The sequence below is a fragment of the Streptomyces sp. NPDC001848 genome (genome assembly GCF_042891915.1).
GTDB lineage: Bacteria > Actinomycetota > Actinomycetes > Streptomycetales > Streptomycetaceae > Streptomyces.
Map to the genome: position 1 here is coordinate 39,676 of NZ_JBIATP010000004.1, position 22,384 is coordinate 62,059.

A 22,384-nucleotide genomic window follows, 5' to 3' on the forward strand; every position below is an offset into this window, starting at 1 on the left:
ACGTCCGTCAGTGGTACCTGGTGACCGACGATCCGTCAATCAGGCGCGCACCCAGGGGAGTTCCCACGTCAGCAGGGGTTGCCGGGAGTTTCACGCGCGGCGGTGACAGGGCCTGCGGGGCGTCACCGGCATGGACCGATGAACCGAACGGAGGGCCGTCGAAAGCTTCCTCGGGCGGCCGGACACGACGAAGGTCCGCGGTGCGCCGCTGTCGCGAGCGCACCGCGGACCCAGGTCCCCGTCAGCGAGTGCCGACCGCCGCTCGTACGGCCCGCCGGGCCATCTGGCAGTCGTCGTGCAGCCGCCGCAGCAGCAGTCGCTGCTCCTCGCCGGACGGGACGGCGCCAGGGTGGGCCACTCCCGGTGCCGCCGGGGCCGTGTCGTGCATCGAACGCTGCACGGCCGTCTCGTACGTGCGGATCTCGCGGGTCAGGACCAGCATCAGGTTCACCAGGAACGCGTCGCGCGCCGCCGGTCCGGCCGACTGCGCGATCTGGCTGATCTGACGCCGTGCCACGGGCGCGTCGCCGAGAACGGCCCACAGCGTCGCCAGGTCGTACCCGGGCAGGTACCAGCCCGCGTGCTCCCAGTCCAGCAGCACCGGGCCCGCCGGCGAGAGCAGGATGTTCGACAGCAGCGCGTCGCCGTGGCAGAACTGGCCCATGCCCTGCCGGCCCGCCGACTGGGCGATGCCGTGCAGCAGCTTCTGCAGATCGCCCAGGTCCCGGTCCGTGAGCAAGCCCAGATCGTGGAAGCGCGAGATCCGCTCCGCGTAGTCCAGCGGGGCGTCGAACGTGCCCGCCGGGGGCCGCCAGGCGTTGAGCCGGCAGATCGCGCCCAGTGCCGCCCGGATGTCCGCGCGCGGTGGCGCCTCCGCCGGGTGCCGCTGCAGTGCGGCCACCCGGCCCGGCATCCGCTCGATCACCAGGGTGCAGTTGTCCGGGTCCGCCGCGATCAACCGGGGCACCCGCACCGGGGGGCGGTGCCGGACGAACGACCGGTACGCCGCTATTTCATGCCGCAGCCGGTCGGACCAGATCGGGGACTGGTCCAGTAAACACTTGGCCACGGCCGTACTGCGCCCCGTGGTGCCGACGAGGAGCACGGAGCGCCCGCTGCGGCGCAGGACCTGCACCGGTGTGAACTCCGGACAGATGCGGTGCACCGAGGCGATCGCCGTGCGCAGCTGCGCGCCCTGGGGGCCGGACAAGTCGATTCTCCCGCTGAGCGGCTGGGTGCCGACGCCCGGAACGCGCCGCGTCCTGCCGGCACCGAGCACGGGGGCCGCCGGTCGCACGGGCTCGAGATAGGGGCCGCCGGCGCCCGGACGGGGGCGCAGCGACCGGGGCGGGGCGGACACGGAGGACGATGCTGCGTACATGGGTGAGACAGATCCCTTCGTGTGCCTGCGAGTTCCGCGCCCGCCCGGCCCGGCCGCCGCAGGCGCACCTGGGGAATGCCCCTGCGGCGACCGGGTCGGGGTGGCGCGTTCCTACCTGACACCCGATGGGCCGTGGCACACCATCTGGCGGACCCTGGCGAACCCTGGCGAATAGTCCCGCTGCAACTGACAGCGGGCTACTGTCAAGTCAGCCGAGAACCTGGGGGCTTGATGTGAGCGGACAACCCAACACCCGCCTCGCGGACCTGTTCGGCCTGGCCGGCTGGTCCAAGGGCGAACTCGCGAGGATGGTCAACCGGAAGGCGGCGGCCATGGGCCACCCCCAGCTGGCGACCGACACCTCCCGGGTGCGGCGTTGGATCGACGTGGGTGAGATCCCGCGCGATCCGGTGCCGCGGGTGCTGGCGGCGCTGTTCACCGAGCGACTCGGCCGTGTCGTGACCATCGAGGACCTCGGTCTGGTCCGGCACGGGCGCGCGGGGAGACGGCGTGACGAACGGAGTGCTCAGCACCCCGACGGAGTCCCTTGGGCGCCCGAGCGGACGGCTGCGGTCCTCACCGAATTCACGGGAATGGACCTCATGCTCAACCGACGCGGCTTGGTGGGCGCGGGTGCCGCGCTCGCCGCAGGATCCGCACTCAGCAGCGCCATGCACGACTGGCTGCGCACCGATCCGGCCCTGGCGGCCGACGCCCCCCGCTACGACGACCCCCTGCACGCCGACCCCGCCGGGTTCGACCGCTACGAGGCCGCCCCCATCGGGTCGCAGGAAGTCGAGGAACTGGAGCGCTCGGTCGAGGTGTTCCGGGCCTGGGACGCGGCCCGCGGCGGCGGCCTGCAGCGCAAGGCGGTCGTGGGACAGCTCAACGAGGTGGGAGGCATGCTCGCCTACCGCCACCCCGACCATCTGCAGCGCCGCCTGTGGGGCGTCGCCGCCAACCTCGCCGTTCTCGCGGGCTGGATGTCCCACGACATCGGCCTGGAGCCCACGGCGCAGAAGTACTTCGTCATCGCCGCGCACGCGGCCCGTGAGGGTGGCGACCGGCCCCGCGCCGGGGAGGCGCTCTCCCGCGCCGCCCGGCAGATGGTCCACCTCGGCCGTCCCGACGACGCCCTGGACCTGATGCAGCTCGCCAGGTCGGGCTCCGGCGACGAGGTGCTGCCGCGCACCAAGGCCATGCTCTGCACCATCGAGGCCTGGGCGCAGGCATCGATGGGCAAGGGGCAGGCCATGCGGCGCACCCTCGGCGAGGCGGAGGACCTGTTCGTCTCCGACAAGGGCGACGTGCCCCCGCCGAGCTGGATGCAGATGTTCGACGAGGCGGACCTGCACGGCATGCAGGCCCTGGCCTACCGCACCCTCGCCGAACACGAGCCCGGCGCGGCTCTCGTCGCGCAGCGCCACGCCAAGGAGGCGCTGGAGTTGCGTGGAGCCGGCCGGGACCGGTCGAAGATCTTCGACCACATCTCCATGGCGTCCGCCTGCTTCATCGCCGACGACCCCGAACAGGCCGACCGCTACGCCCGCCTGGCCCTGACGTCGATGGGTGCGAACTCGTCCCAGCGCACCTGGGACCGGCTGCGTGAGATGTACCGGCTCACCGCGCAGTACTCGAGCTATCCGAAGATCCAGGACCTGCGTGAGGAGATCGAACAGGCGCTCCCCAAGGGCCTGTCGAAGCCGAAGGGCGGCAACTGGGCGCAGGCGTAAGGGGCCTGCGCGTCCGAGCCGAGAACAGGGCGACAACAGGCGGAGCAATCCTGCCCGCTCCTGACCCGTTCCGACCCGTCCTGAGCGTCAGGAGACCACCCTGGCGACGAGCACGCACGCGTCGTCCTCGCGCCCGCTCTCGGCGAACTCCTCCACGACCGTCCGTACGCAGTCCTGGGCCGTGCCGTCCGCGCCGAGGCGCGGAGCCAGGTCGAGCAGCCTTTGGACGGCCTCCATGCCCGTGTGCCGCGGGACCAGCCCGTCGGTGTGCAGGAGCAATAGGTCGCCCTTCTGAAGGGTCTCCTCGTCCTGCCCGTAGGCGGCTTGGGGCCTGACCCCGAGCAGGACGCCCTCGGGTGCGGCCAGCACGCGCCCCGTCCCGTCGCGGAACAGCAGTGGGGCGGGGTGCCCTGCCTGCGCCCAGCTCAGGGTGCGCGTGGCGGGCCGGTAGCGGCAGCACACCGCGCTGCCCAGGGCCGGCTGCTCCGAGGCGTCCAGGAGTTGGTTGAGCCAGCCCAGCAGCCGGCCGGGCGCGGTGCCGGCCATGGCCATGCCGCGCATGGCACCGATCAGGGTCGCCATGCCGGACGCCACGGTCATGCCGTGTCCGGTGAGGTCGCCGACGCCGAGCAGCGTGTCCCCGTCGGGCAGGTCGAAGGCGTCGTACCAGTGGCCGCCGATCGGCGCGCTCTCGGACGCGGGAAGATGGCGGGCGGCCAGCTCCAGGGCGCCGGGGCCCTGGAGCGGGAGCCGCAGCGAGCCGCGCCGCGCCGGCAGCACGGCCTCCTGGAGCTCGGCCGCGAGCCGGTGCTCGGTCCGGGCCCGGTGGCGTTGCATCGCGTCGCCGGCCTCACGCACCGTCCGTCGGCTGCGGCGCAGTTCGCTCACGTCCCGCAGCACGGCCCACATCGAGGCGGTACTGCCATCGGCGTCGAGCACGGGTTCGCCCATCATGTGCACCGTGCGGACCTCGCCGTCGGGGCGCCGGATGCGGAATTCCCCGTCGATGGGCTTGCCGTCGACCAGGCAGTCCGTCACCATCGCCGTCAGCAGCGGCCGGTCCTCGTCGTGCACCAGCGAGGGCAGTTCGTCGAGGGTGAGCGCGGGGGACGAGGGATCGCGGCCGAGGATCTGGTACAGCTCGCCCGACCAACTCGCCTCGTCGGTCAGCAGGTTCCACTCCGCGCTGCCGACCCGGCTGAGCAGGGAGCCGACGGACGGCGCGGCGGACGCCGGCGGCGGGCCGTCACGCAACTGCGCCAAGTGGGTGTCGAGGTCGTTGAGCTGGTGCAGCGCGAGGTCGCACAGCGCCCGCTGCCACCGGCCCTCGGGGTCCGTGCCGTCCTCGGGCGCCTCGCGCCGTACGGCGTTCACCTCGCCGCGCAGCCGCCGGGTCTGCGAGATGAGCGCGTCGACCGAGCCACGGTCGGGCGGCGGGGCGGCGGGGCGGTCCGCGGAGAGATGGGGTGGCATGACGCGCTCCGATGCGGGGACGGTACGACCAGGTCCGGCGGAAGGGCCGTTACGACTGTGGCACAGCCGACGACGGGGCGTAAGGGATTTGGCAACACCCGATACGGTGGTGCTTCTGGCATATGCCAAAGGCTTGCGGAAGGGGTGCTCGGAGCCGGTGAAGGGCCCGGCCCGCCGGGCAAGTCGTAGGCCGCGTACGCCACTTGGCGTTCGCGGCACAGACGCTTCATCGTGCATGTGTACGAATGATGAATGTGTGTACGACTCCGTACGACTCCCCCAGGTTGTCAGTGGCCATCGCCCCTGTACAGCTCGGGGCGCGGTGCGAGGCCGACCGTCTCGCGGGCGCCGCTCCGCTGAGCCCGCACCCCCGCCTCGGCGGCCACGGAGGCCGCGTAGCCGTCCCACGCGGACGGCCCGGTGACCCGCCCCTGCCGGGTGGCGTCGACCCAGGCCTGTACCTCGCGGTCGTAGGCGTCGGCGAACCGTACGAGATAGTCCTGCGCGACCTCCTCACGCGCGCCGTCCGCGGTCGTGACGACCATGGAGTGTTCGTCCCCGATGCGGGCGCTGCCGCCCTCGCAGACGGCCTCGCAGCGCACCTGGTAGCCGAAACCGGTGTTGACGAAGATCTCCACGTCGACGAGGGCGCCCCCCGAGGTCTCCAGGAGCACGAACTGCGGGTCGAGCAGGCCGTCCGGAGCGTTCGAGGACGGCCCCGGGCGCAGCACGGTCACCGCGGTCGGCTCCTGTCCCAGCAGCCAGCGGGCCGCGTCGATCTCGTGCGAGACGGAGCTGTCGATCAGCATGGCGCTGGTGAAGCCGGGAGGTGAGGAGACGTTGCGGTGCGTGCAGTGCAGCATCAGCGCCCGGCCCAGCCGGCCGCTGTCCAGGAGCGATTTGAGCCGCACGTACTCCGCGTCGTACCGGCGCATGAACCCCACCTGTGTGAGGCGCCGGCCGAGCCGGGACTCCGCCTCCACCACGCGCAGCGCGCCGGCGGGGTCCGGCACCAGCGGCTTCTCGCACAGCACCGGCAGTCCGCGCGCGAAGGCCGCGAGCAGCGCCTCCTCATGGGCCGGCCCCGGCGAGGCGATCAGCACGGCCTGGACGCCGGGAGCGTCGAGCGCGGCTTCCGGTTCGGCGTGCACCAGAACGCCGTCGATACCGGCTGTGGCCTCCTCGGCGCGGTCCGTCTCGGGATCCGCCACGGCCACCACCCTCGCTCCGCTCACCACACGGTCCAGGCGGTGTATGTGGTCGGCTCCCATGTGCCCCGCACCTACTACCGCCACGCCCAGCAGATCGCCCATGTGCCGCTGCCCTCCCTCTCCGCGGATTGTCCCCGGCAGGGTAGACCGCGGAGATCGTGGCCTCGGCAGGACCTCGGCGCAGCAGGACTTCAGCAGGAGCCTCGGCAGGAGATCAGCCGCAGATCAGCAGGAGAGCGGCTCCGGACGGCTCAGTAGCGGAGCACCCCGGCGATCCCCTGCGCGTCGCCCAGGGTGCCGTCCGGGACGAAGCGGACGTCGGCGCCGGTGTCCAGGCAGCGCTCCACGATCTCGTCCACGATGTCCTCGCGGGCGTCCAGGTCGCCGCTCTCGGCCGGCACCAGATGGTCGCCGCTGTCGGCGCGGACCGTGACGCGGTAGTTCTCCTCCACCGCGAGGAGGCGGACACGTCCGTCGGAGGCGTTCTGCCAGACCTCGTCGACACCGGCCGCGAACGCCTTGCGGCCGCGCGCCGACTCCAGCTCACGGCTGACCATGTCGACGTTCTTGCGTTCCTCGGCGATGATCACCGGCCGTATCGCCTGCCAGACGGCGTCGGGAGTGCCGTGGGCGAGGCCGCCGCGCGGTACCCGGGCCGCCTCCTTGGTGACGGTGCCGATCTCGTCGAGGGCGGACAGCGCGGCCTGCTCGCCGGCGACGTAGAGGGGGCGCGGATACCGGCGCAAAATCCTGCTCATCGCGGTATCGGCCTCGCGCAGGAAGTGACGGGTCCCCTCGTCGCGGAACGTGCTCGGCATGTCGCCGATCTGCATCTGGCGCTCGGCGTCGAAGTTCTCGCGGCCCCGGGTCAACGGGAAGCCGCCGATGCGCTCCTCGACGACGTGGCCTGCACCGCCGTTCCACAGCGTCACCCGGTCGGCCGAGACCGCGAGCACCCAGAACGGCCGCTCGGCGACCTGCGCGGCCACCAGGTTGCGGGTCAGGAAGGTGTCCGAGAGCACCACTCGCTCGGGCACCGTGCGGGCCAGCGACCACACCTGGTGCTCGCCCGGCGCCGCGAAGATGACCAGGCCGTCCTCGGCGTGTCCGAGGTCGACCTCGGCGAGCGCCCGGTCGAGCTGGTCCGCGACGTCGATACGGCGTTCCCTGGGGACCGCCGGATCGGCCTCGAGTTGTTTCTTGGCGTCGGCCAGCGCGTTGCGCAGCCGTACCCGGTCCTCCGCGTGCTCGGGCGCGCGGCGGTGCGTCGGCGTCAGGACCGACACCGCGGGGTAGGGCCGTGGCCGGCGCAGTTCCGCGAGAGTCGTGGGACTGAGGGCGTGCTCCATATGAGCACCTTAGGACCGATTCGCTTGTCGGGCATTCGGGGCAACTATGTGCAAAGTGATTACTGTGACGGTCGGCTGGATGTCGGTGGCGTCCCGTGGGGCGACGTGACGGCTCACGGGAGGGACCGGGATGTCGGGGTACACACTCGAGATATAGCTGCTCAATGCAAATGGTTTGTCGGGGCGGGCTCGATCCTGGCGAAGCGGCAGGTGAACGCGGTGTACCCGGCGATCGGACGTGGGAGGCGACATATGTGCGGCATCACCGGGTGGGTTTCCTACGACCGTGATCTGCGGACCGAGACCGCGACATTGGATGCGATGACGCAGACCATGGCCTGCCGGGGCCCGGACGACAGCGGCACCTGGATCGACGGACCCGCGGCCCTCGGCCACCGCAGGCTCGCGATCATCGACCTGCCCGGCGGATGCCAGCCGATGACCGCCGACACCCCGGGCGGCACCGTCGCGCTCGTCTACTCGGGGGAGACCTACAACTTCACCGAGCTGCGCCGTGAACTGACCGCCCTGGGCCACCGCTTCACCACCGACTCCGACACCGAGGTCGTTCTGCGCGCCTACCTGGAATGGGGCGACGCGCTCGCCGAGCGCCTCAACGGCATGTACGCCTTCGCCCTCTGGGACGGCCGCCGCGACACACTCGTGATGATCCGCGACCGCATGGGCATCAAGCCCCTCTACTACCGCCCGACCCCCGACGGCGTCCTCTTCGGCTCCGAACCCAAGGCGATCCTCGCCAACCCGCTCGCCCCCGCCCGGGTCCGCCTCGACGGGCTGCGGGAGCTGCTCGCCCTGGTCAAAACCCCCGGGAACGCCGTCTGGGACGGCATGCGCGAGGTGGAGCCCGGCACCGTCGTCACCGTCGACCGGCAGGGCGTCCGGCGGCGCGTCCACTGGCAGTTGGAGACCCGGCCGCACACCGACGACCGCGACACCACCATCGCCACCGTACGCACGCTGCTCGAGGACATCGTGCGCCGCCAGCTCGTCGCCGACGTGCCGCGCTGCACCCTGCTGTCGGGCGGCCTCGACTCCTCCGCCATGACAGCGCTCGCCGCGCGGCAACTGGCCCTGCACGGCGAGAAGGTGCGCAGCTTCGCGGTGGACTTCGTCGGACAGACCGACCACTTCGTCGCCGACGAACTGCGTGCCACCCCCGACGCGCCGTTCGTGCACGACGTGGCGCGCGCCTGCGCCACCGACCACCAGGACATCGTGCTCGACGCCCAGGCCCTCGCCGACCCCGACGTACGCGCCAAGGTCATCCGCGCCCGCGACCTGCCGATGGGCTTCGGCGACATGGACACCTCCCTCTACCTGCTGTTCCGGGCGATCCGCGAGCACTCCACCGTCGCGCTGTCCGGGGAGTCCGCCGACGAGGTCTTCGGCGGCTACCAGCAGTTCTTCGACGAGGAAGCCCGCCGCGCCGACACCTTCCCCTGGCTCGTTCGCCGCGGCCGGGACTGGGGGCAGGACGCCGACGTCCTGCGCCCCGACCTCACCGAGGCCCTCGATCTTCCGGCGTACATCGCCGACGGCTACCGCACAGCCGTCAGCGACATCGCGCGCCTGGAGGGCGAGAGCGACTTCGAGTACCGGATGCGGCAGATCTGCCACCTGCACCTGACCCGTTTCGTACGGGTCCTGCTCGACCGCAAGGACCGTACGAGCATGGCGGTCGGCCTGGAGGTGCGCGTGCCGTTCTGCGACCACCGGCTCGTCGAGTACGTCTACAACACGCCCTGGGCGCTGAAGTCCTTCGACGGACGCGAGAAGAGCCTGCTGCGGGAGGCGACCGCGGACCTGATCCCGCCGTCCGTGTACGACAGGGTCAAGAGCCCCTATCCCTCCACCCAGGACCCCGAGTACGCCGTCGCACTGCAGGAGCACGCCAAGGACCTCCTCGCGCGCCCCTCCCACCCCGTCTTCGACCTGGTCGACCGCGAACGGCTGCGCCGCGCCGCCCACCGCGACACCCCGCAGATCACCCAGGCCTCGCGCCGCGGCCTGGAGCGGGCCCTGGACCTCGCCCTCTGGTTGGACCTCTACTCCCCGGAGGTCTCACTCACCTGAACCCGGTTCGGGACGGACGGTACCTGAGTCCGTATCGTGGGGAGGGCTCCGGGCCGCAGGAGCTGCCGTTCGGCGGCAGTTCGCCGTACAGCAGGAACGAGTCGACCTTCTCGCGCACGCACCGGGAGTTCCCGTAACCCGTGTGTCCCTCGCCCCTGTTGTCGAGGACCACCGCCGAGGAGCCGAGGCGCCGTGCGGTCTCCACGGTCCAGCGGTACGGCGTCGCCGGGTCCCCCCGGGTGCCGACGAGCAGCATCTTCGCGCTGTGGACGCTTCTGACCTCGTCGCGGATGAAGTCGGTTCCCCTGGGCCGCCCGTAGCACATCATCACCTGGGTGAGCCGGTGCCGCCCGAAGACGGGGGAGGCCTCCTCGTACGGGCCGCGCAGCCGGGCGATGTCCTCGGTGATCCGGTCGGCGCCCGGCCGGTCCGGGTCGTCGGCGCAGTCGATCGCCGTCAGCGCGGCGGCGAGGTTGTCGGGGGGCACGTCCTCGGGCTCGACGAGTCCGCCGCCCGACCGGGCGCCACCGGGCGCGCCCGTGCCGCCGGCGGCGAACCGCATGACCCCGCTGGGATCGTCCTCCATTACGAGCCGGGACAGCGCCTGCTCCAGCGACGGCCACTGCCGCTCGCTGAACAGGGCCTGCCCGATCGCGCCGGCCAGGTCCTGCCCCGTGAACGGCAGGCCCAGTTCGGTGGGCACCGGGTCCTTGTCCAGCGCGTCGACGAGCTGGACCACCTGCTGCCGGGCCGAGCGGGCGTCCTGCCCGAACGGGCACGCCACGTCCCTGACGCACCAGTCGAGGAAGTCCTCCAGCGCCCTCTGCTGCCCGCGCGCCGCCGCCAGCCCCTGCTCGGTCAGCGGCTCGGTGAGCGTGTCCACTCCGTCGAGCACCAGCCGGCCCACCCTCTGCGGGAACTGTGCCGCGTACACGGCGCCCAGCCGGGTGCCGTAGGAGAAGCCGAGGTAGTTCAGCCTGGTGTCGCCGAGGGCCTGGCGCATCACGTCCAGGTCGCGGGAGGCGTTGACGGTGCCTATGTGCGCAAGCACCGGCCCGGAGTGCCGGGCGCACCGCTCGGCCGTCCTGCGCACCTGCTCCAGGGCGGCCCGCGGGGCGCTCGCGTCGGCGGGGCGGTCCGTGGCGTCCGGGTCGACGTCCGTCCCCGCTCCGCAGCTGACGGGCGAGGACCGGCCGACGCCGCGGGGATCGAACGTCACGACGTCGTAGCCGTTCGTCAGGGGCATGAATTCCCGGCGCGCAACGGCGAGTTGGGGGATTCCGGCCCCGCCGGGCCCACCGAAGTTCAGCAGCACGGAACCCCGGGACCTGCCGGTGGCCCGGTAGCGGGCCATCGCCAGGTCGAGTGTCCCGGCGTCCGGGTGCGCGTAGTCGAGCGGCACCGTCACCTTTCCGCACTGCAGGTCCCTGGGCACGCCGTCGCCCTCGCAGGCGGACCAGATGATCCTCTGGCGGTAGAAGCGGGAGAGGTCGGGACCGTGTGCGGCCGTCGCCGCCCCCGGCAGCGCCGCACCCAGCAGGGCCAGCACCGCGGTCGTGGCCGCCGCCGCGGGGCGCGCGTGGCGTCGTCGCGTGCACAGCATGGTGCCTCCCGGGACGCCCCGGCTGCGGATCAGGCGGCGACCCTGTGATCACCATAGGCGGGCCCTGCGGAGCGCGCCTCCCGACAGGCGGAACGGACGGACGTGCCGTACCCTTCGCCGCCCCCGGCGGCCTTCGCGCGGATTCGACAAACCTGCCACTCGATGGGGTGAAAGGCAGATAAGCCATAACTCGGATGGTTCGTCTGCGTTTTATGGGGTGCGGGCGAGTGCTCGCGACCATGTCTGGAAGGCAGGGAACCGATGAATCGGGTTACCCGGAATGGTTTGATCGCCGTGGCCGCCGCCTCGGGGGCGATGGCCGTGGCGCTGCCGGCGCACGCGGACTCAGCGGCGGACGGCACCGCGGCGGGTTCGCCCGGGCTGATCTCCGGCAGCACCCTCCAGGTCCCGGTGCACGTGCCGGTCAATGTGTGCGGCAACACCGTGGACGTCCTGGGGCTGCTGAACCCGGCGGCGGGAAACGCCTGCGGCAACCGGGGCGCGGGCCTGCCCGGCGCCGGGCAGGGAGGGGTGTCCGGGGGCGGTGCGTCCGCGCACACCGGCGGAAAGGATTCCTCGGGCGTGCTCGCGGGCAACGGCCTGCAACTCCCGGTCGACCTCCCCGTGAACGTCACCGGCAACTCGGTCGGCGTGGCCGGGGCCGGCAACGCGTCGGTGGGCAACAGCTCCACGAACACCTCGAGCACGGCCCGCCCCGCCGCCCCGCCGAAGGCGCACACCCGCGTACGGACTCCGCGCCCCGTTCCGTATGCGGCGGTCACCCTCGCCCACACGGGCGCGGACGCGACCCTGCCCGCGCTCGCGGGAAGCGGGGCCCTGCTGCTCGGCGGGACGTTGCTGTACCGGCGCTTTCGGTCGTCTGCGACCCGCCGGCGGACCTGAGCGTACCGAGGAGCGCCCCGCCGTGCAGGCCGGCGGCGGGGCCTTCGGCACCGTCGGTGTCAGCGCGGGCCGGCTTCGGACGTGTCACTCCGCAGAATGGAGTACCGCACGCCGTCACGCCACCGTCCGTCCCGGAACACAACGCTGCGGAGGACGCCCTCGCGGGTGAATCCCGCCTTCTCCAGGGCCCGTTGCTCCGCAGTGTTCCCGCTCTCGGTGTCCGCCTCGACGCGCTCGGCGACGGTGTGCGCGAAGAGATAGCGCGTCAGTTGCCGCTGGGCCTCGGTGCCCACTCCCTTTCCGCGGGCCTCCGGCACCAGAAGGACGCCCATGTTCCAGTAGAAGGTGGTGCGGGTCGGCCAGACCTTCCGGAAGCCGACGAGGCCCAGGCGCTCGTCGTCCCGCACCACCATGAGGGTGCCCCGCTCGTCACCGAGCAGACCGTTCTCCGCCCACTCACGCCGCCACCGTCCGGGGTCCCACCACCCGAACCACTGGAACGATGAAGCCGCCTCCGGGTCCGTCAGGAAACGCTCCATGACGGGCAGGTCGTCCTCTGCCACGGGGCGCAACGTCACATGCTCGATGGTCATGCTTCGCCACCCTACGGTCTCCAGGACCGCCTCCACGCAGCCCTGTTCAGCCACCGCCGATCACACGCGAGCGGGGCCGGCCGGGCGTGACGTACGGCCCGGTCGGCCCCCTCGGGCCGCATCGGACGGCGTCCACGGGGCGCGCGCGCCCGCAACGGACCGTTCGGCGACGGTCGTTCAGTGATGGGCCGTCCTGGCCCGGTCCAGCGCGGCGACGCCCACCGCGGCGAGGCCGATCTGGATGAGCCACTCGATCCAGTCGACACCGTTGGTCTCGGAGACGCCGAACGCCTTGGCGATCGCCGCGCCGACCAGCGCGGCCACGATGCCGACAACGATCGTCCACAGGATGCCGATGTGCTGGCGCCCGGGGACGACGAGCCGCCCCAGGACACCGATGATGAGCCCGATGACGATGGCACTGATGATGCCCGAGATCTCCATCTCCGCCCCTTTTTGTGAAGCTTCTGTCGTACGACATGTGCCCGCTTTGCGCGGCAACAGTCCTTTCCTCTTCAACCCGTGGTCAATGGAGGGTCAATCCTCGGCCCGCGCGAAGGGCGTTCCGATGGTCAGCCCCCGTTCTGCCATGTACCGTTCAACAGTCCGTCGCGCGGGCGGCGTATGAAGGAACTCTACGCGCGCAGACCCGCGGCGGAATCTCTACGCGCGCAGACTGGCACCCGCACCGCTCCTCTCCCCGACTCCCCATGGAGGTCAGCCGGATGCTCGGACTCACCAGGCCCCGCCACAGACTCGCCACGGTCATCGCCGTGTGCGGCCTGCTCGCCACGGGCACCGCCGTCCAGGCCACCACGGCCGCGACCGAGGCCCACGCGGCCACCCCCCACCGCGTCCTGTTCGACAACGCGCACGCGGAGACCGCCGGCAACGCCGACTGGATCATCTCCACCAGCCAGCCGGACCCGCTCGGCCAGGACTCCTCGCCCTCCGTGGAGACGGACTGGACGGGAGCCCTGTCCTCCTGGGGCGTCGCCCTGCAGAAGACGGGCAACTACAGTCTCAAGACGCTTCCCTCGGGTTCCAGCCTCAGCTACGGCGGATCCTCCTCGCTGGACCTGTCGAACTTCGACACCCTGGTCCTACCCGAACCGAACACCCTGTTCACCACCGCCGAGAAGACGGCGATCATGAACTTCGTCAAGAACGGTGGCGGCCTGTTCATGATCTCCGACCACACCGGCGCCGACCGCAACAACGACGGCTACGACGCGGTCCAGATCCTCAACGACCTGATGACCAACAACAGCGTCGACTCCACCGACCCGTTCGGCTTCTCCATCGACTCGCTGAACATCACCTCCGGCTACCCGGCCGCCATCAGCGACAGCACCGACCCGGTCCTGCACGGCTCCTTCGGCACCGTCACCAAGAGCCTCATCGCCAACGGCACCACCGCCACGCTCAAGCCCTCCGACAACTCCTCCGTCAAGGGCCTGCTGTACCGCAGCGGCTACTCGGGCAACACGGGCGCGTTCTTCCTGACCAGCACCTTCGGCAGCGGGCGCGTGGCCTTCTGGGGTGACAGCTCACCCATCGACGACGGCACCGGGCAGTCCGGCAACACCCTGTACGACGGCTGGAACGACACCGGCGCCACCAACGCCGCCCTGGCCCTCAACGCAACCGAGTGGCTCTCCGGAGCGAGCGGCAGCAGCGGCGGCGGAACCGGCGGCGGAACCGGCGGCGGGGGCTCCACCTCCTGCACCGCCGCCCAGCTCCTCGGCAACAACGGCTTCGAGTCCGGCAGCACCACCTGGAGCGCCAGCAGCGGCGTCATCACCAACTCCAGCAGTGAGTCACCCCGTACGGGCTCCTACTACGCCTGGCTCGACGGCTACGGCTCCGCGCACACCGACACCCTTTCCCAGTCGGTGACCATCCCCTCCGCCTGCACCTCGGCCACCCTGACCTTCTACCTTCACGTCGACACGGCGGAGACCACCACCAGCACGGCGTACGACACGCTCAAGGTCCAGCTGCTCAACAGTTCCGGGACCGTCCTGAGCACCCTGGCGACCTACTCCAACCTCAACGCCGCCAGTGGCTACACCCAGCGCAGCTTCAACCTCGCGAGCTACGCCGGGCAGACCGTCACCCTCAAGTTCACCGGCACCGAGGGCTCCAGCCTCCAGACGTCGTTCGTCCTCGACGACACGGCGCTCAACGTGAGCTGACACCCTGCGGGTGGGCCCGGTGCCCCCGGGCCCACCCGTGAGCACGAGTTGTCAGGACGTGGCCGACAGTTCTGGCCGTTCGGACCGAAGGAGATCGCGGAGGAGCACATCATGCCGACGGCGGTGGAACCGGCCGGGACGTGAGCCCGGTCGGCCGGTGGTCAGCGAACCAGCACCGAAGCGCGGGAGACGAACTCCTCGATGGCCTGCTTCGCCTGGGTGTCCCGTGCGTCGCGATCCCCCCGGTCCCGCGCGTTCGAGAGCTCCCGCGTGCAGTGGTACGCGTGCTCGGCCGCGAGGACCACTGCCCGCTCGTCGGTGAGCAGTTTGACCCGGTAGAGCGCCTGCCGGGCCGCGGTCCGCAGGCGGTGTGCCTGATCCCGTGCGGCGCGGAACGCCTCTCCGTCCGGGTCCTCCCGCTTGCGGTACCAGCGGTCCGCCTGGCCGCGGCGGTAGTCCTCCACCGCCGCGGCGAAGCCGCTGTAGGTGGCTATGCGTTCCTGTCGGAGCGCCTCGGAGCGTGTGAACTGCTCCGTGCGCCTGGCCGCGAGGCGCTGGAAGACGTGCGTGATCACGGAGCCCAGCAGCGTGCCCGCGACCGCCACGACACTTGTCCAGATGGCTTCCACGGCACCAGTCGATCACACGTCGGCCACCCACCCGGTGGCGGCCAGTACATCCCGCGCGATGTCGACCACGTCGCGTCCGTCGGTCGCCACCCGCACGCAGTCGACGGGTGCTCGGGCGGCCAGCAACCGTGCCTTGCGGACGCTGTTGCGCAGCTCCCGCTCCAGCTCCGAACCCAGTTCGCGTCCCTTCAACCGCTGTGCGACCGTGTCGTCGTGCGCGGTCAGCAGCACGCGTACGAGTCGGACGTCCGTGCCCAGGGCCCGCCGGAACATGCCCGCCTCCTCGGCGAGCACGCTGATGGTGTTCGTGTACACGAGCCGCCGGTATCCGAGTGCGGCATAGTTCCCCCACACCGCGGAGAGGTTGCGTTCGGTGATTCCCGAGCGGTGCGGATCGCCGTCCGGCGCCGGATGCACCTGTCCCATGAAGTCGCCGTCGATCACCGCGTGCCGGACCTCGGCGGCCCGCAGCCGCGCCGAGACCTCCCAGCCCACCGTGGACTTGCCGACGCCGGCACGTCCACCGATGAGCAGCGCTTCCGCGCGATCCATGCTCACACCTCCAGGTCGGTGAGGAAAGCGCCGGGACGCTCCGCGCACCGCAGCGCGCTGCGGATCACCGCCGCCGGATCCCCGTCGTGGTACGGGCGTTCCGATGCCTCGATGCCGTCGAGGAACTCCTGATAGCGCACGGCGTACAGGAGATGGGCGAGCGGCTCGGCGAGCGCGAGCGCGCGGACCGGGTCGCTCCCCGGTGCCTGGGCCGCCCATGCCTCGGCCCAGGCGCGGGCGGCAGTCGCCCGAAGCGGCCCGGGCAGGAAGTCGATCGCGCGCAGCCCGTCCACCACCAGGTTGCCCCAGTGCGCGTCTGCGAAGTCCATGACGACCGGGGCGCCGCCGTCGGTGCGCCAGTTGCCCGGATGGAAGTCGCCGTGCACCACCGTGTCGGGCAGACCGCACTCCGCGAGCAGCCGCCAGCGGTCCGTCAACCCGCGCACGGCCTGCCGCTCCTCCCGGTCCAGTTCCGCCCCGACCGGCCCGTCGAGCAGTGCGTTCACCCGGTCCGCGAGGACCGCCGTGCGCCAGTCCCGAAGCTCGGGGAGGCGGTGGTGCGCGAGGGCGGTCTGGGCCGCCACGAAGCGTCCGGTCACCGCCGTCACCGTCTCGGGCGACGCGTCCCAGCAGTCCTCGCCGGGGACGTGCGCCATGAGCATCCGGTGCTCACCCCGGCCGATCACTGTCGGCACCAGACCGGCGTCCACCCGCGCGAACGCGCCCACGGCGGCCGCCTCGTCGGTGGCGAAGCGCGGCGTGGCCTTGAGCCAGACGGGACCGCGCGCGGTGGGCAGCCGGAACAGCCCGGCGAGGTTCCAGGTCCGGCGCTGCACCACGCGGCCGGTGACGGGACGCCCGGCCGCCTCCAGGGTGCGGACACCCCAGTCGAGCAGTTCCCGCAGGCCCTCGGCGCGCGCCCACGGCATGCGCAGTACGTCGTCACCCCACGACAGCCCTTCGGGAACGCTCCGTCGGCCGAGCAGTTCGGGGGCCGGGCGCTGCAACGCCTCGACGTGGTAGGTCACATGGCCGTCGCGTCCGCCTTCCCCTCCCTCCACGGTCAGCAGACGCAGCACCAGCACCGGCACCCGCAGCAGACCCTCCAGCCGTCCGACGACCGGCTCGACCTCCGACCACCACGGAACGTCCACGGAAAACGGCCCCACGACACCGAGGAGGTCCTCGCCCGACGTGACCCACGCACTGACGGTTCGACTCACCGCGCCAGTGTGCGGCCCGTGGCACTCCGGTGCGAACGAAATATCGCGCCGACGGTCCCAGGGCGGGGCACGGTGAGCGGCCCTCCGGCGAGCGCGGTGTTCATGCCCGAGTCACGGCAGCCACGGGAGTCCGTCCTGCGCGGCGGGTTCCTCACGAGTGGAAGCCCGGCTCCCGCTGGGAACATGTCCGCACCGACGGCTCCGGCGTCGTCGATGTCGTCGGCACCGTCGTGGAGAGCGAGCGGCCCACCCGCCTCGTCACCACCTGGACGTCACCGGAGAACGAGGGCCGGGAGGAGACGTACTCCGGGGTCACCTTCGACATCCGGCAGCACGCCGGCATCGTCAAGCTCACCGTCACCCGCGAGGACCTGCCGGACGACACCGCGCGCGGAGGTGGCCGGGGGATGGCCGGCGGTGCTGTCCAACCTCGAGTCCCTCCTGGAGACCGGCAGCCCGCTGCCGCAGGAGCCCTGGCTGGTGCCCGGCCCCTGACGCGCCACGAGGCCGGTCCGCGCTCGCGGACCGGCCGACACGTTCCCTTCCGTGCTCGCCGTGCTCGGTGATGGCCGGCCGGCTGTATCACGGCTAAGGCCTGTTGCGAGGTGTGCTCTTCGCCGCGGCGCCCGCGCACAGGACACCCAGCACCACGGCGAGTGCGCCGATGACGATGTTGTTGACCACGACTCCTGTGTCCGGGCTGGTACCGACGATCCACGGCGAGATGATCATCCACGTGCCCATCGCGCACATGGCCCAGCTCAGGCCGTACATCCTCTCCGGCATGATGGTGAATCCCAGGGCCAGCAGGCCGAGCGCGATCCCCATGATGAGGTTGTGCGTCACAAGCGGCGGCTGGCTCGTCGTGTAGTGGAGTATCCACGGGGATGCGGCGCAGTACAGACCGAGCAGGAACACCGGTCCGTCCACGAGCGCCACATCGCGTCCACCGAGCATACGGGCGTAGCGGGCCCGCATTTCGGATACATCAGGGTGAGCGGTGATGTCCCCTCTGCTGTGTGAGACGTCAGCCATGACTGGTCTCTCCTTCGACTGGGCCCGCCCGACCGCAACCGGGGCGGTATGCGGTGAGCGTGGCGCAAGCACATTCTGCGCTTATTTCTTCTTTATGTGTAGAGGTGTGCGCAGATGTCCGACCGGGGGCGGTGCGGCGGAGAGGTGCTACGCCCCGTGGTCGGCCGCCCCTGGCGTCACGGGCGCCAGTCGTCCGCCCAGCTCCGCGGCCCGGCGTACGAACGCCGCGTGCAGATCGCGCGCTGCCCGCGCCACCGACTCCGCCTTCCGGCGGCGCAGCATCAGCAGCACCCGGGTCGTGTCGTCGATGATCGTGCGGTAGGTGATCGAGCCCCGCCGCTCCAGCGGGTCCCCGATGACGCTGAAGTCGGGCAGTACGGTGGCGCCCAGTCCCTCCGCGACCATCAGCTTGCCCATCTCGGCACCGTCCGTGGAGTACGAGAAGGACGGGTCGCGGCCCGCCAGGAGCCGATGGACGTAACGGTGCATCACGTACCCGGACCGCATCGCGATCAGTGGCTCGGTGAGCAGGTCGTCCGCCGACACCGCCGGCCTGGACGCGAGCGGACTGTCCGGGCGTACGCACACCACCGGCCGCCCCCTCAGCAGTTCCGTGCTCTCGAAGTGGGCCGGCATGTCGTCGCCGTCGAGGTGGTTGACCAGCCCGAGATCGAAGCCGCCCTCCTTCAGGGCCCGGTGGATGTCGGTCTGCTGGGCGCCGACCACCTCCACCTGCGTGAGCGGATGCGTCGCGCGGAACTCCCGCATGACGGGGATGACGAGTGGCACGGTCGCCGCGTTCACCGTGCCGAGCCGCACCATCCGGCTGATGCGGTGCTGTTCGCCCGCGGCGGTCCGCAGCCGGTCCACCGCGTCCAGGACGTCGATGATGTGCGGCAGCAGCTCCTGTCCCTCGGCGCTCATCGTGGCCCCGGACCGCTTGCGCTCCAGGAGGTCGACGCCGAGTTCCCGTTCCAGGTTCCGCACCGTCTCGCTCAACGCGGGCTGCGACAGGTGCAGTTCCTCGGCCGCCCGTCGCAGTGAGCCGAACCGGGTCACGGCCGCGATGTATTCCAGCTGTTCCGTTCGCATCGCCGCAGAATGCGGTCCGGTCCGGAAGCCGTTCAAGGGTTTCCCTGTCACGCCTTCGTGAAATTCAATGGTCCGCGATGCGAGAACGGTCGGGTTTTCCTTGACTGCCGTCTCCGGCGGCTGCCACGATCGACGGCATGAAGATGCGACTGGACCTCACGCGGCGACGCCATGTCGACCTCGCGCGCGTCTCCAGCGCCTCCTGTTGCCCCGCGGCCTGATCACCTGATCCCTTTCACGATCCGCCGCCCTCTTTTCCCGCACCCGCACCTGTCCAACAGGCAGACGTGCGCCGTGCTTTCACCTCAGCGCCTGAATTCAGGGCTTTGCCGTGCCCGCGATTTCGGTGTTCCCGCGCTGTGCGCAGCACACCATCCGCAACAGGAGTTCCGCATGTCCGCAACACCCGTCAAATTCGCCTACTGGGTTCCCAACGTCAGCGGGGGACTGGTCACCAGCACGATCGAGCAGCGCACCGACTGGGGGTACGACTACAACCGCGAACTCGCCGTCCTCGCCGAGAACAACGGCTTCGAGTACGCGCTCAGCCAGGTCCGCTACATGGCCAGCTACGGAGCCGAGTACCAGCACGAGTCGACCAGCTTCAGCCTCGCCCTGCTGCTCGCCACCCAGCGCCTGAAGGTCATCGCCGCCGTCCATCCGGGGCTGTGGCACCCGGGCGTCCTGGCCAAACTCGGTGCCACGGCCGACCACCTGTCGCACGGACGCTTCGCCGTGAACGTCGTCTCCGGCTGGTTCAAGGGGGAGTTCACCGCCCTCGGCGAGCCCTGGCTCGAGCACGACGAGCGCTACCGCCGCTCCGAGGAGTTCATCCGCGCCCTGCGCGCCATCTGGACCGAGGACCACGTCGAACTCGCCGGCGACTTCTACCGGCTGCGCGACTTCTCCCTCAAGCCCAAGCCCCTCGCAAGCCCCGGGCGCCCGCACCCGGAGATCTTCCAGGGCGGCAACTCGACGGCCGCCCGCCGCATGGCCGGCCGGGTCTCCGACTGGTACTTCTCCAACGGCAAGGACTTCGACGGGGTCGTCGAGCAGATCGCGGACGTCCGCGCATCCGCCGCGGAAGCCGGGCGCACACCGCCGAAGTTCGGCCTCAACGGCTTCCTCATCGCCCGTGACACCGAGGCCGAGGCCCGGGAGACCCTCCGGGAGATCGTCGCCAAGGCCGACACCGAGGCCGTCGAGGGCTTCGGAGCCGCCGTGAAGCAGGCGGGCAAGTCCACGGCGGACGGAAAGGGCATGTGGCAGGACTCCACCTTCGAGGACCTCGTCCAGTACAACGACGGCTTCCGTACAGGACTGATCGGCACCCCTGAGCAGATCGCGGAGCGCATCGTCGCCTACAAGAGGCTGGGCGTCGACCTCTTCCTGCTCGGCTTCCTGCACTACCAGGAGGAGGTCGAGTACTTCGGCAAGCGCGTGCTGCCGCTCGTCCGGGAGCTGGAGGCCCAACTCGCGGACACCGAACCGGACTCCGCCTCCGTGGCCGTCCACGCCTGACCGTCCCCGACCGACCGCCCCGCCCCGAAAGAGGACCCCATGGCCACCGTCCTGTCCGTCTCCGGCAGTCCCTCCGTCTCCTCCCGCACCAACCGGCTGCTGCGCCATCTGGACCAGCGGCTGACCGCGCAGGGCCACGAGGTGATCCCGCTCGACGTCCGCACCATCCCTGCCGAGGCCCTGCTCGGCGCGGACTTCCGCCACCCCGCCATCGTCGAGGCGACCGAGCTGTTCACCCGCGCCGACGGAGTCGTCGTCGGTACCCCCGTCTACAAGGCCTCCTACTCCGGTGTCCTCAAGGCGCTGCTCGACCTGCTCCCGCAGTACGCGCTCACCGGCAAGACCGTGCTGCCCCTGGCCACCGGCGGCACCACCGCCCATGTCCTGGCCATCGACTACGCCCTCCGCCCCGTCCTCAACTCCATGGGAGCGGCCCACATAGTTCAGGGCTGGTTCACCCTCGACAAGGACATCACCCTCCAGGAGGACGGCTCCCTGGCCATCGCGCCGGCCGCCACCGAGGCCCTCCTGCAGGTGGTCGACCAGTTCTCGGCGGCCCTCGGGCACACCCCCGTCCTGGCAGCGGCGGGATGACCACCGCCCATGTGATCGCCGACGACGCCGAAGCCCTCGCCGTCGCCGCCGCCCTCGCCGACGAGTTCCGGCCCGGAGCCTGTCGGCGCGACGCCGAACGCGGGCTTCCGCGCGAGGAGCTGGACCGGCTCTCCGCCTCCGGACTGCTCGCCGTCACTGTGCCCGCCGGGCACGGCGGCGCGGACGTCACCGCGCGGACCCTGGCGGAGATCTTCCGGCTGCTCGCCTCGGCCGACGGCAGCCTCGCCCAGATCCCGCAGAGCCACTTCGCGTACGTCAACGTGATCCGTCGCCAGGGGACACCGCAGCAACAGGAGTTCTTCTTCGCCGAGTTGCTCGCCGGCCGCCGCTTCGGCAACGCCCAGTCGGAGGCCGGCACGAAGCACGTCCAGGACATCCGCACCCGCCTGGAGCCCCGGCCCGACGGCTCGTACGTCCTGAACGGGGTCAAGCACTACTCCACCGGAGCCCTGTTCGCCGACTGGATCCCGGTGCTCGCCCGCGCCGAGGACGACCGCCTCCACGTCGCCTTCGTACCGAGCGACGCCCCCGGGCTGACCGTCATCGACGACTGGGACGGCATGGGCCAGCGCACGACCGCCAGCGGCACCGTCCGCCTGGAGGGCGTGCCGGTGCCCGCCGACCGGGTCTTCTCCCACCACCTCACCTTCGAAGGTCCCCAGCTCCACGGCGCCGCAGCACAGTTGCTGCACGCGGCCATCGACGCGGGGATCGCGGCCGGGGCTCTGGCGGAGGCCGCCGAGTTCGTACGGACCAGGAGCCGCCCCTGGTTCGAGAGCGGGGTCCAGTCCGCGACCGAGGATCCGCTGCTGATCCAGCGGTTCGGTGAACTCGTCCTCCAGGTACGGGCCGCGGAGGCGCTGCTGCGTGAGGCCGCCGACACGGTGGACGCGGCCCGCGCCGACCTCACCGACGACTCGGCGGCCGAGGCGTCCATCGCGGTGGCCGCCGCCAAGGTGCAGGCCGCCCAGGCCGCGGTGGAGGTGGCCGGCGCCCTGTTCGAGGTGGCGGGCACCCGCTCGGCACTCAACTCCCTCAACCTGCATCGCCACTGGCGCGACGCCCGCACCCACACGCTGCACGACCCGGCCCGCTGGAAGATCCAGCACATCGGCCGGTACGTGCTGAACGGCACCCGGCCGCCCCGCCACGGCCTGCTCTGACGCCCCACGGACACTC

The 22,384-nt window shown here is 71.3% G+C and carries 20 protein-coding genes and 1 pseudogene; 9 read left to right on the forward strand and 12 right to left on the reverse strand.

The window, feature by feature from the left end:
- Positions 1-241 precede the first annotated feature (241 nt).
- Positions 242-1,381 carry an aminoglycoside phosphotransferase family protein gene (locus ACFYZJ_RS09170; RefSeq protein ID WP_388564646.1) on the reverse strand — a complete coding sequence of 380 codons (1,140 nt, stop codon included), beginning with the start codon at positions 1,379-1,381 and terminating at the stop codon, positions 242-244.
- Between the two features lie 233 nt (positions 1,382-1,614).
- On the opposite strand from ACFYZJ_RS09170, the gene ACFYZJ_RS09175 reads away from it, so the two are divergent.
- Positions 1,615-3,114 carry a hypothetical protein gene (locus ACFYZJ_RS09175; RefSeq protein ID WP_388564649.1) on the forward strand — a complete coding sequence of 500 codons (1,500 nt, stop codon included), beginning with the start codon at positions 1,615-1,617 and terminating at the stop codon, positions 3,112-3,114.
- An 87-nt stretch (positions 3,115-3,201) separates the two neighbouring features.
- Here the strand turns inward: ACFYZJ_RS09175 and ACFYZJ_RS09180 are convergent, their stop codons facing one another.
- From ACFYZJ_RS09180 to ACFYZJ_RS09190, 3 genes are all read right to left on the reverse strand, one after another.
- Positions 3,202-4,587: a PP2C family protein-serine/threonine phosphatase gene (locus tag ACFYZJ_RS09180; RefSeq protein ID WP_388564651.1), complete on the reverse strand. Its 1,386-nt coding sequence runs from the start codon at positions 4,585-4,587 to the stop codon at positions 3,202-3,204.
- A 287-nt stretch (positions 4,588-4,874) separates the two neighbouring features.
- On the reverse strand, positions 4,875-5,900 hold the full coding sequence (locus ACFYZJ_RS09185; RefSeq protein WP_388564653.1) for a Gfo/Idh/MocA family protein: 1,026 nt from the start codon (positions 5,898-5,900) through the stop codon (positions 4,875-4,877).
- A 149-nt stretch (positions 5,901-6,049) separates the two neighbouring features.
- Positions 6,050-7,147, reverse strand: coding sequence for a chemotaxis protein (locus ACFYZJ_RS09190; RefSeq protein ID WP_388564656.1), 1,098 nt, complete (start codon positions 7,145-7,147; stop codon positions 6,050-6,052).
- A gap of 252 nt (positions 7,148-7,399) precedes the next feature.
- Here ACFYZJ_RS09190 and asnB point away from each other — a divergent pair, with 252 nt between their 5' ends.
- Complete coding sequence (gene asnB, locus ACFYZJ_RS09195) at positions 7,400-9,241, forward strand: asparagine synthase (glutamine-hydrolyzing) (RefSeq protein WP_388564658.1); 1,842 nt, start codon at positions 7,400-7,402, stop codon at positions 9,239-9,241.
- Here asnB and ACFYZJ_RS09200 read toward each other — a convergent pair.
- Positions 9,234-10,844, reverse strand: a complete 1,611-nt coding sequence (locus tag ACFYZJ_RS09200) for an alpha/beta hydrolase (protein WP_388564661.1) — start codon at positions 10,842-10,844, stop codon at positions 9,234-9,236. The two genes, asnB and ACFYZJ_RS09200, sit on opposite strands and share 8 nt — an antisense overlap.
- A gap of 261 nt (positions 10,845-11,105) precedes the next feature.
- On the opposite strand from ACFYZJ_RS09200, the gene ACFYZJ_RS09205 reads away from it, so the two are divergent.
- The gene (locus ACFYZJ_RS09205) at positions 11,106-11,747 is read left to right on the forward strand and encodes a chaplin (protein ID WP_388564664.1); all 642 of its coding nucleotides are present in this window, start codon (positions 11,106-11,108) and stop codon (positions 11,745-11,747) included.
- 59 nt (positions 11,748-11,806) lie between these two features.
- Here ACFYZJ_RS09205 and ACFYZJ_RS09210 read toward each other — a convergent pair whose 3' ends face one another.
- Both ACFYZJ_RS09210 and ACFYZJ_RS09215 read right to left on the reverse strand, forming a co-directional pair.
- Positions 11,807-12,340 (reverse strand): GNAT family N-acetyltransferase, encoded by a 534-nt coding sequence (locus tag ACFYZJ_RS09210; RefSeq protein WP_388564666.1) that lies wholly within the window; start codon positions 12,338-12,340, stop codon positions 11,807-11,809.
- A 177-nt stretch (positions 12,341-12,517) separates the two neighbouring features.
- Complete coding sequence (locus ACFYZJ_RS09215; protein WP_388564669.1) at positions 12,518-12,784, reverse strand: GlsB/YeaQ/YmgE family stress response membrane protein; 267 nt, start codon at positions 12,782-12,784, stop codon at positions 12,518-12,520.
- Positions 12,785-13,065: 281 nt separating this feature from the next.
- On the opposite strand from ACFYZJ_RS09215, the gene ACFYZJ_RS09220 reads away from it, so the two are divergent.
- Positions 13,066-14,538, forward strand: a complete 1,473-nt coding sequence (locus tag ACFYZJ_RS09220) for a hydrolase (RefSeq protein WP_388564672.1) — start codon at positions 13,066-13,068, stop codon at positions 14,536-14,538.
- A gap of 161 nt (positions 14,539-14,699) precedes the next feature.
- Here the strand turns inward: ACFYZJ_RS09220 and ACFYZJ_RS09225 are convergent, their stop codons facing one another.
- Genes ACFYZJ_RS09225 through ACFYZJ_RS09235 form a run of 3 tightly spaced genes read right to left on the reverse strand, consistent with a single transcriptional unit; the run spans position 14,700 to position 16,942 of the window.
- Positions 14,700-15,167, reverse strand: coding sequence for a hypothetical protein (locus tag ACFYZJ_RS09225; protein ID WP_388564674.1), 468 nt, complete (start codon positions 15,165-15,167; stop codon positions 14,700-14,702).
- A 12-nt stretch (positions 15,168-15,179) separates the two neighbouring features.
- Positions 15,180-15,719 (reverse strand): hypothetical protein, encoded by a 540-nt coding sequence (locus ACFYZJ_RS09230; RefSeq protein WP_388564677.1) that lies wholly within the window; start codon positions 15,717-15,719, stop codon positions 15,180-15,182.
- A 2-nt stretch (positions 15,720-15,721) separates the two neighbouring features.
- A complete protein-coding gene (locus tag ACFYZJ_RS09235) occupies positions 15,722-16,942 on the reverse strand; it encodes an aminoglycoside phosphotransferase family protein (protein ID WP_388564680.1) in 1,221 nt (406 codons plus the stop codon).
- Positions 16,943-16,971: 29 nt separating this feature from the next.
- Here ACFYZJ_RS09235 and ACFYZJ_RS09240 point away from each other — a divergent pair.
- A pseudogene (locus ACFYZJ_RS09240) lies at positions 16,972-17,277 on the forward strand (SRPBCC domain-containing protein); the annotation flags it as partial.
- Between the two features lie 253 nt (positions 17,278-17,530).
- Here ACFYZJ_RS09240 and ACFYZJ_RS09245 read toward each other — a convergent pair.
- Both ACFYZJ_RS09245 and ACFYZJ_RS09250 read right to left on the reverse strand, forming a co-directional pair.
- Positions 17,531-17,977: an SPW repeat protein gene (locus tag ACFYZJ_RS09245; protein WP_388564682.1), complete on the reverse strand. Its 447-nt coding sequence runs from the start codon at positions 17,975-17,977 to the stop codon at positions 17,531-17,533.
- A 147-nt stretch (positions 17,978-18,124) separates the two neighbouring features.
- Positions 18,125-19,069, reverse strand: coding sequence for a LysR family transcriptional regulator (locus ACFYZJ_RS09250; protein WP_388564684.1), 945 nt, complete (start codon positions 19,067-19,069; stop codon positions 18,125-18,127).
- Between the two features lie 143 nt (positions 19,070-19,212).
- Between ACFYZJ_RS09250 and ACFYZJ_RS09255 the strand changes: the two genes are divergently transcribed.
- The 4 genes from ACFYZJ_RS09255 to ACFYZJ_RS09270 all read left to right on the forward strand — a co-directional run bounded on the left by ACFYZJ_RS09255 (position 19,213) and on the right by ACFYZJ_RS09270 (position 22,368).
- Positions 19,213-19,290: a putative leader peptide gene (locus ACFYZJ_RS09255; protein ID WP_353962852.1), complete on the forward strand. Its 78-nt coding sequence runs from the start codon at positions 19,213-19,215 to the stop codon at positions 19,288-19,290.
- A 172-nt stretch (positions 19,291-19,462) separates the two neighbouring features.
- Positions 19,463-20,590 (forward strand): dimethylsulfone monooxygenase SfnG, encoded by a 1,128-nt coding sequence (gene sfnG / locus ACFYZJ_RS09260; protein ID WP_388564687.1) that lies wholly within the window; start codon positions 19,463-19,465, stop codon positions 20,588-20,590.
- A 39-nt stretch (positions 20,591-20,629) separates the two neighbouring features.
- Positions 20,630-21,184, forward strand: a complete 555-nt coding sequence (gene ssuE, locus ACFYZJ_RS09265) for an NADPH-dependent FMN reductase (protein ID WP_388564690.1) — start codon at positions 20,630-20,632, stop codon at positions 21,182-21,184.
- Positions 21,181-22,368, forward strand: a complete 1,188-nt coding sequence (locus ACFYZJ_RS09270) for an SfnB family sulfur acquisition oxidoreductase (RefSeq protein WP_388564693.1) — start codon at positions 21,181-21,183, stop codon at positions 22,366-22,368. Before ssuE ends, ACFYZJ_RS09270 begins: the two co-directional genes overlap by 4 nt.
- Positions 22,369-22,384 lie beyond the last annotated feature (16 nt).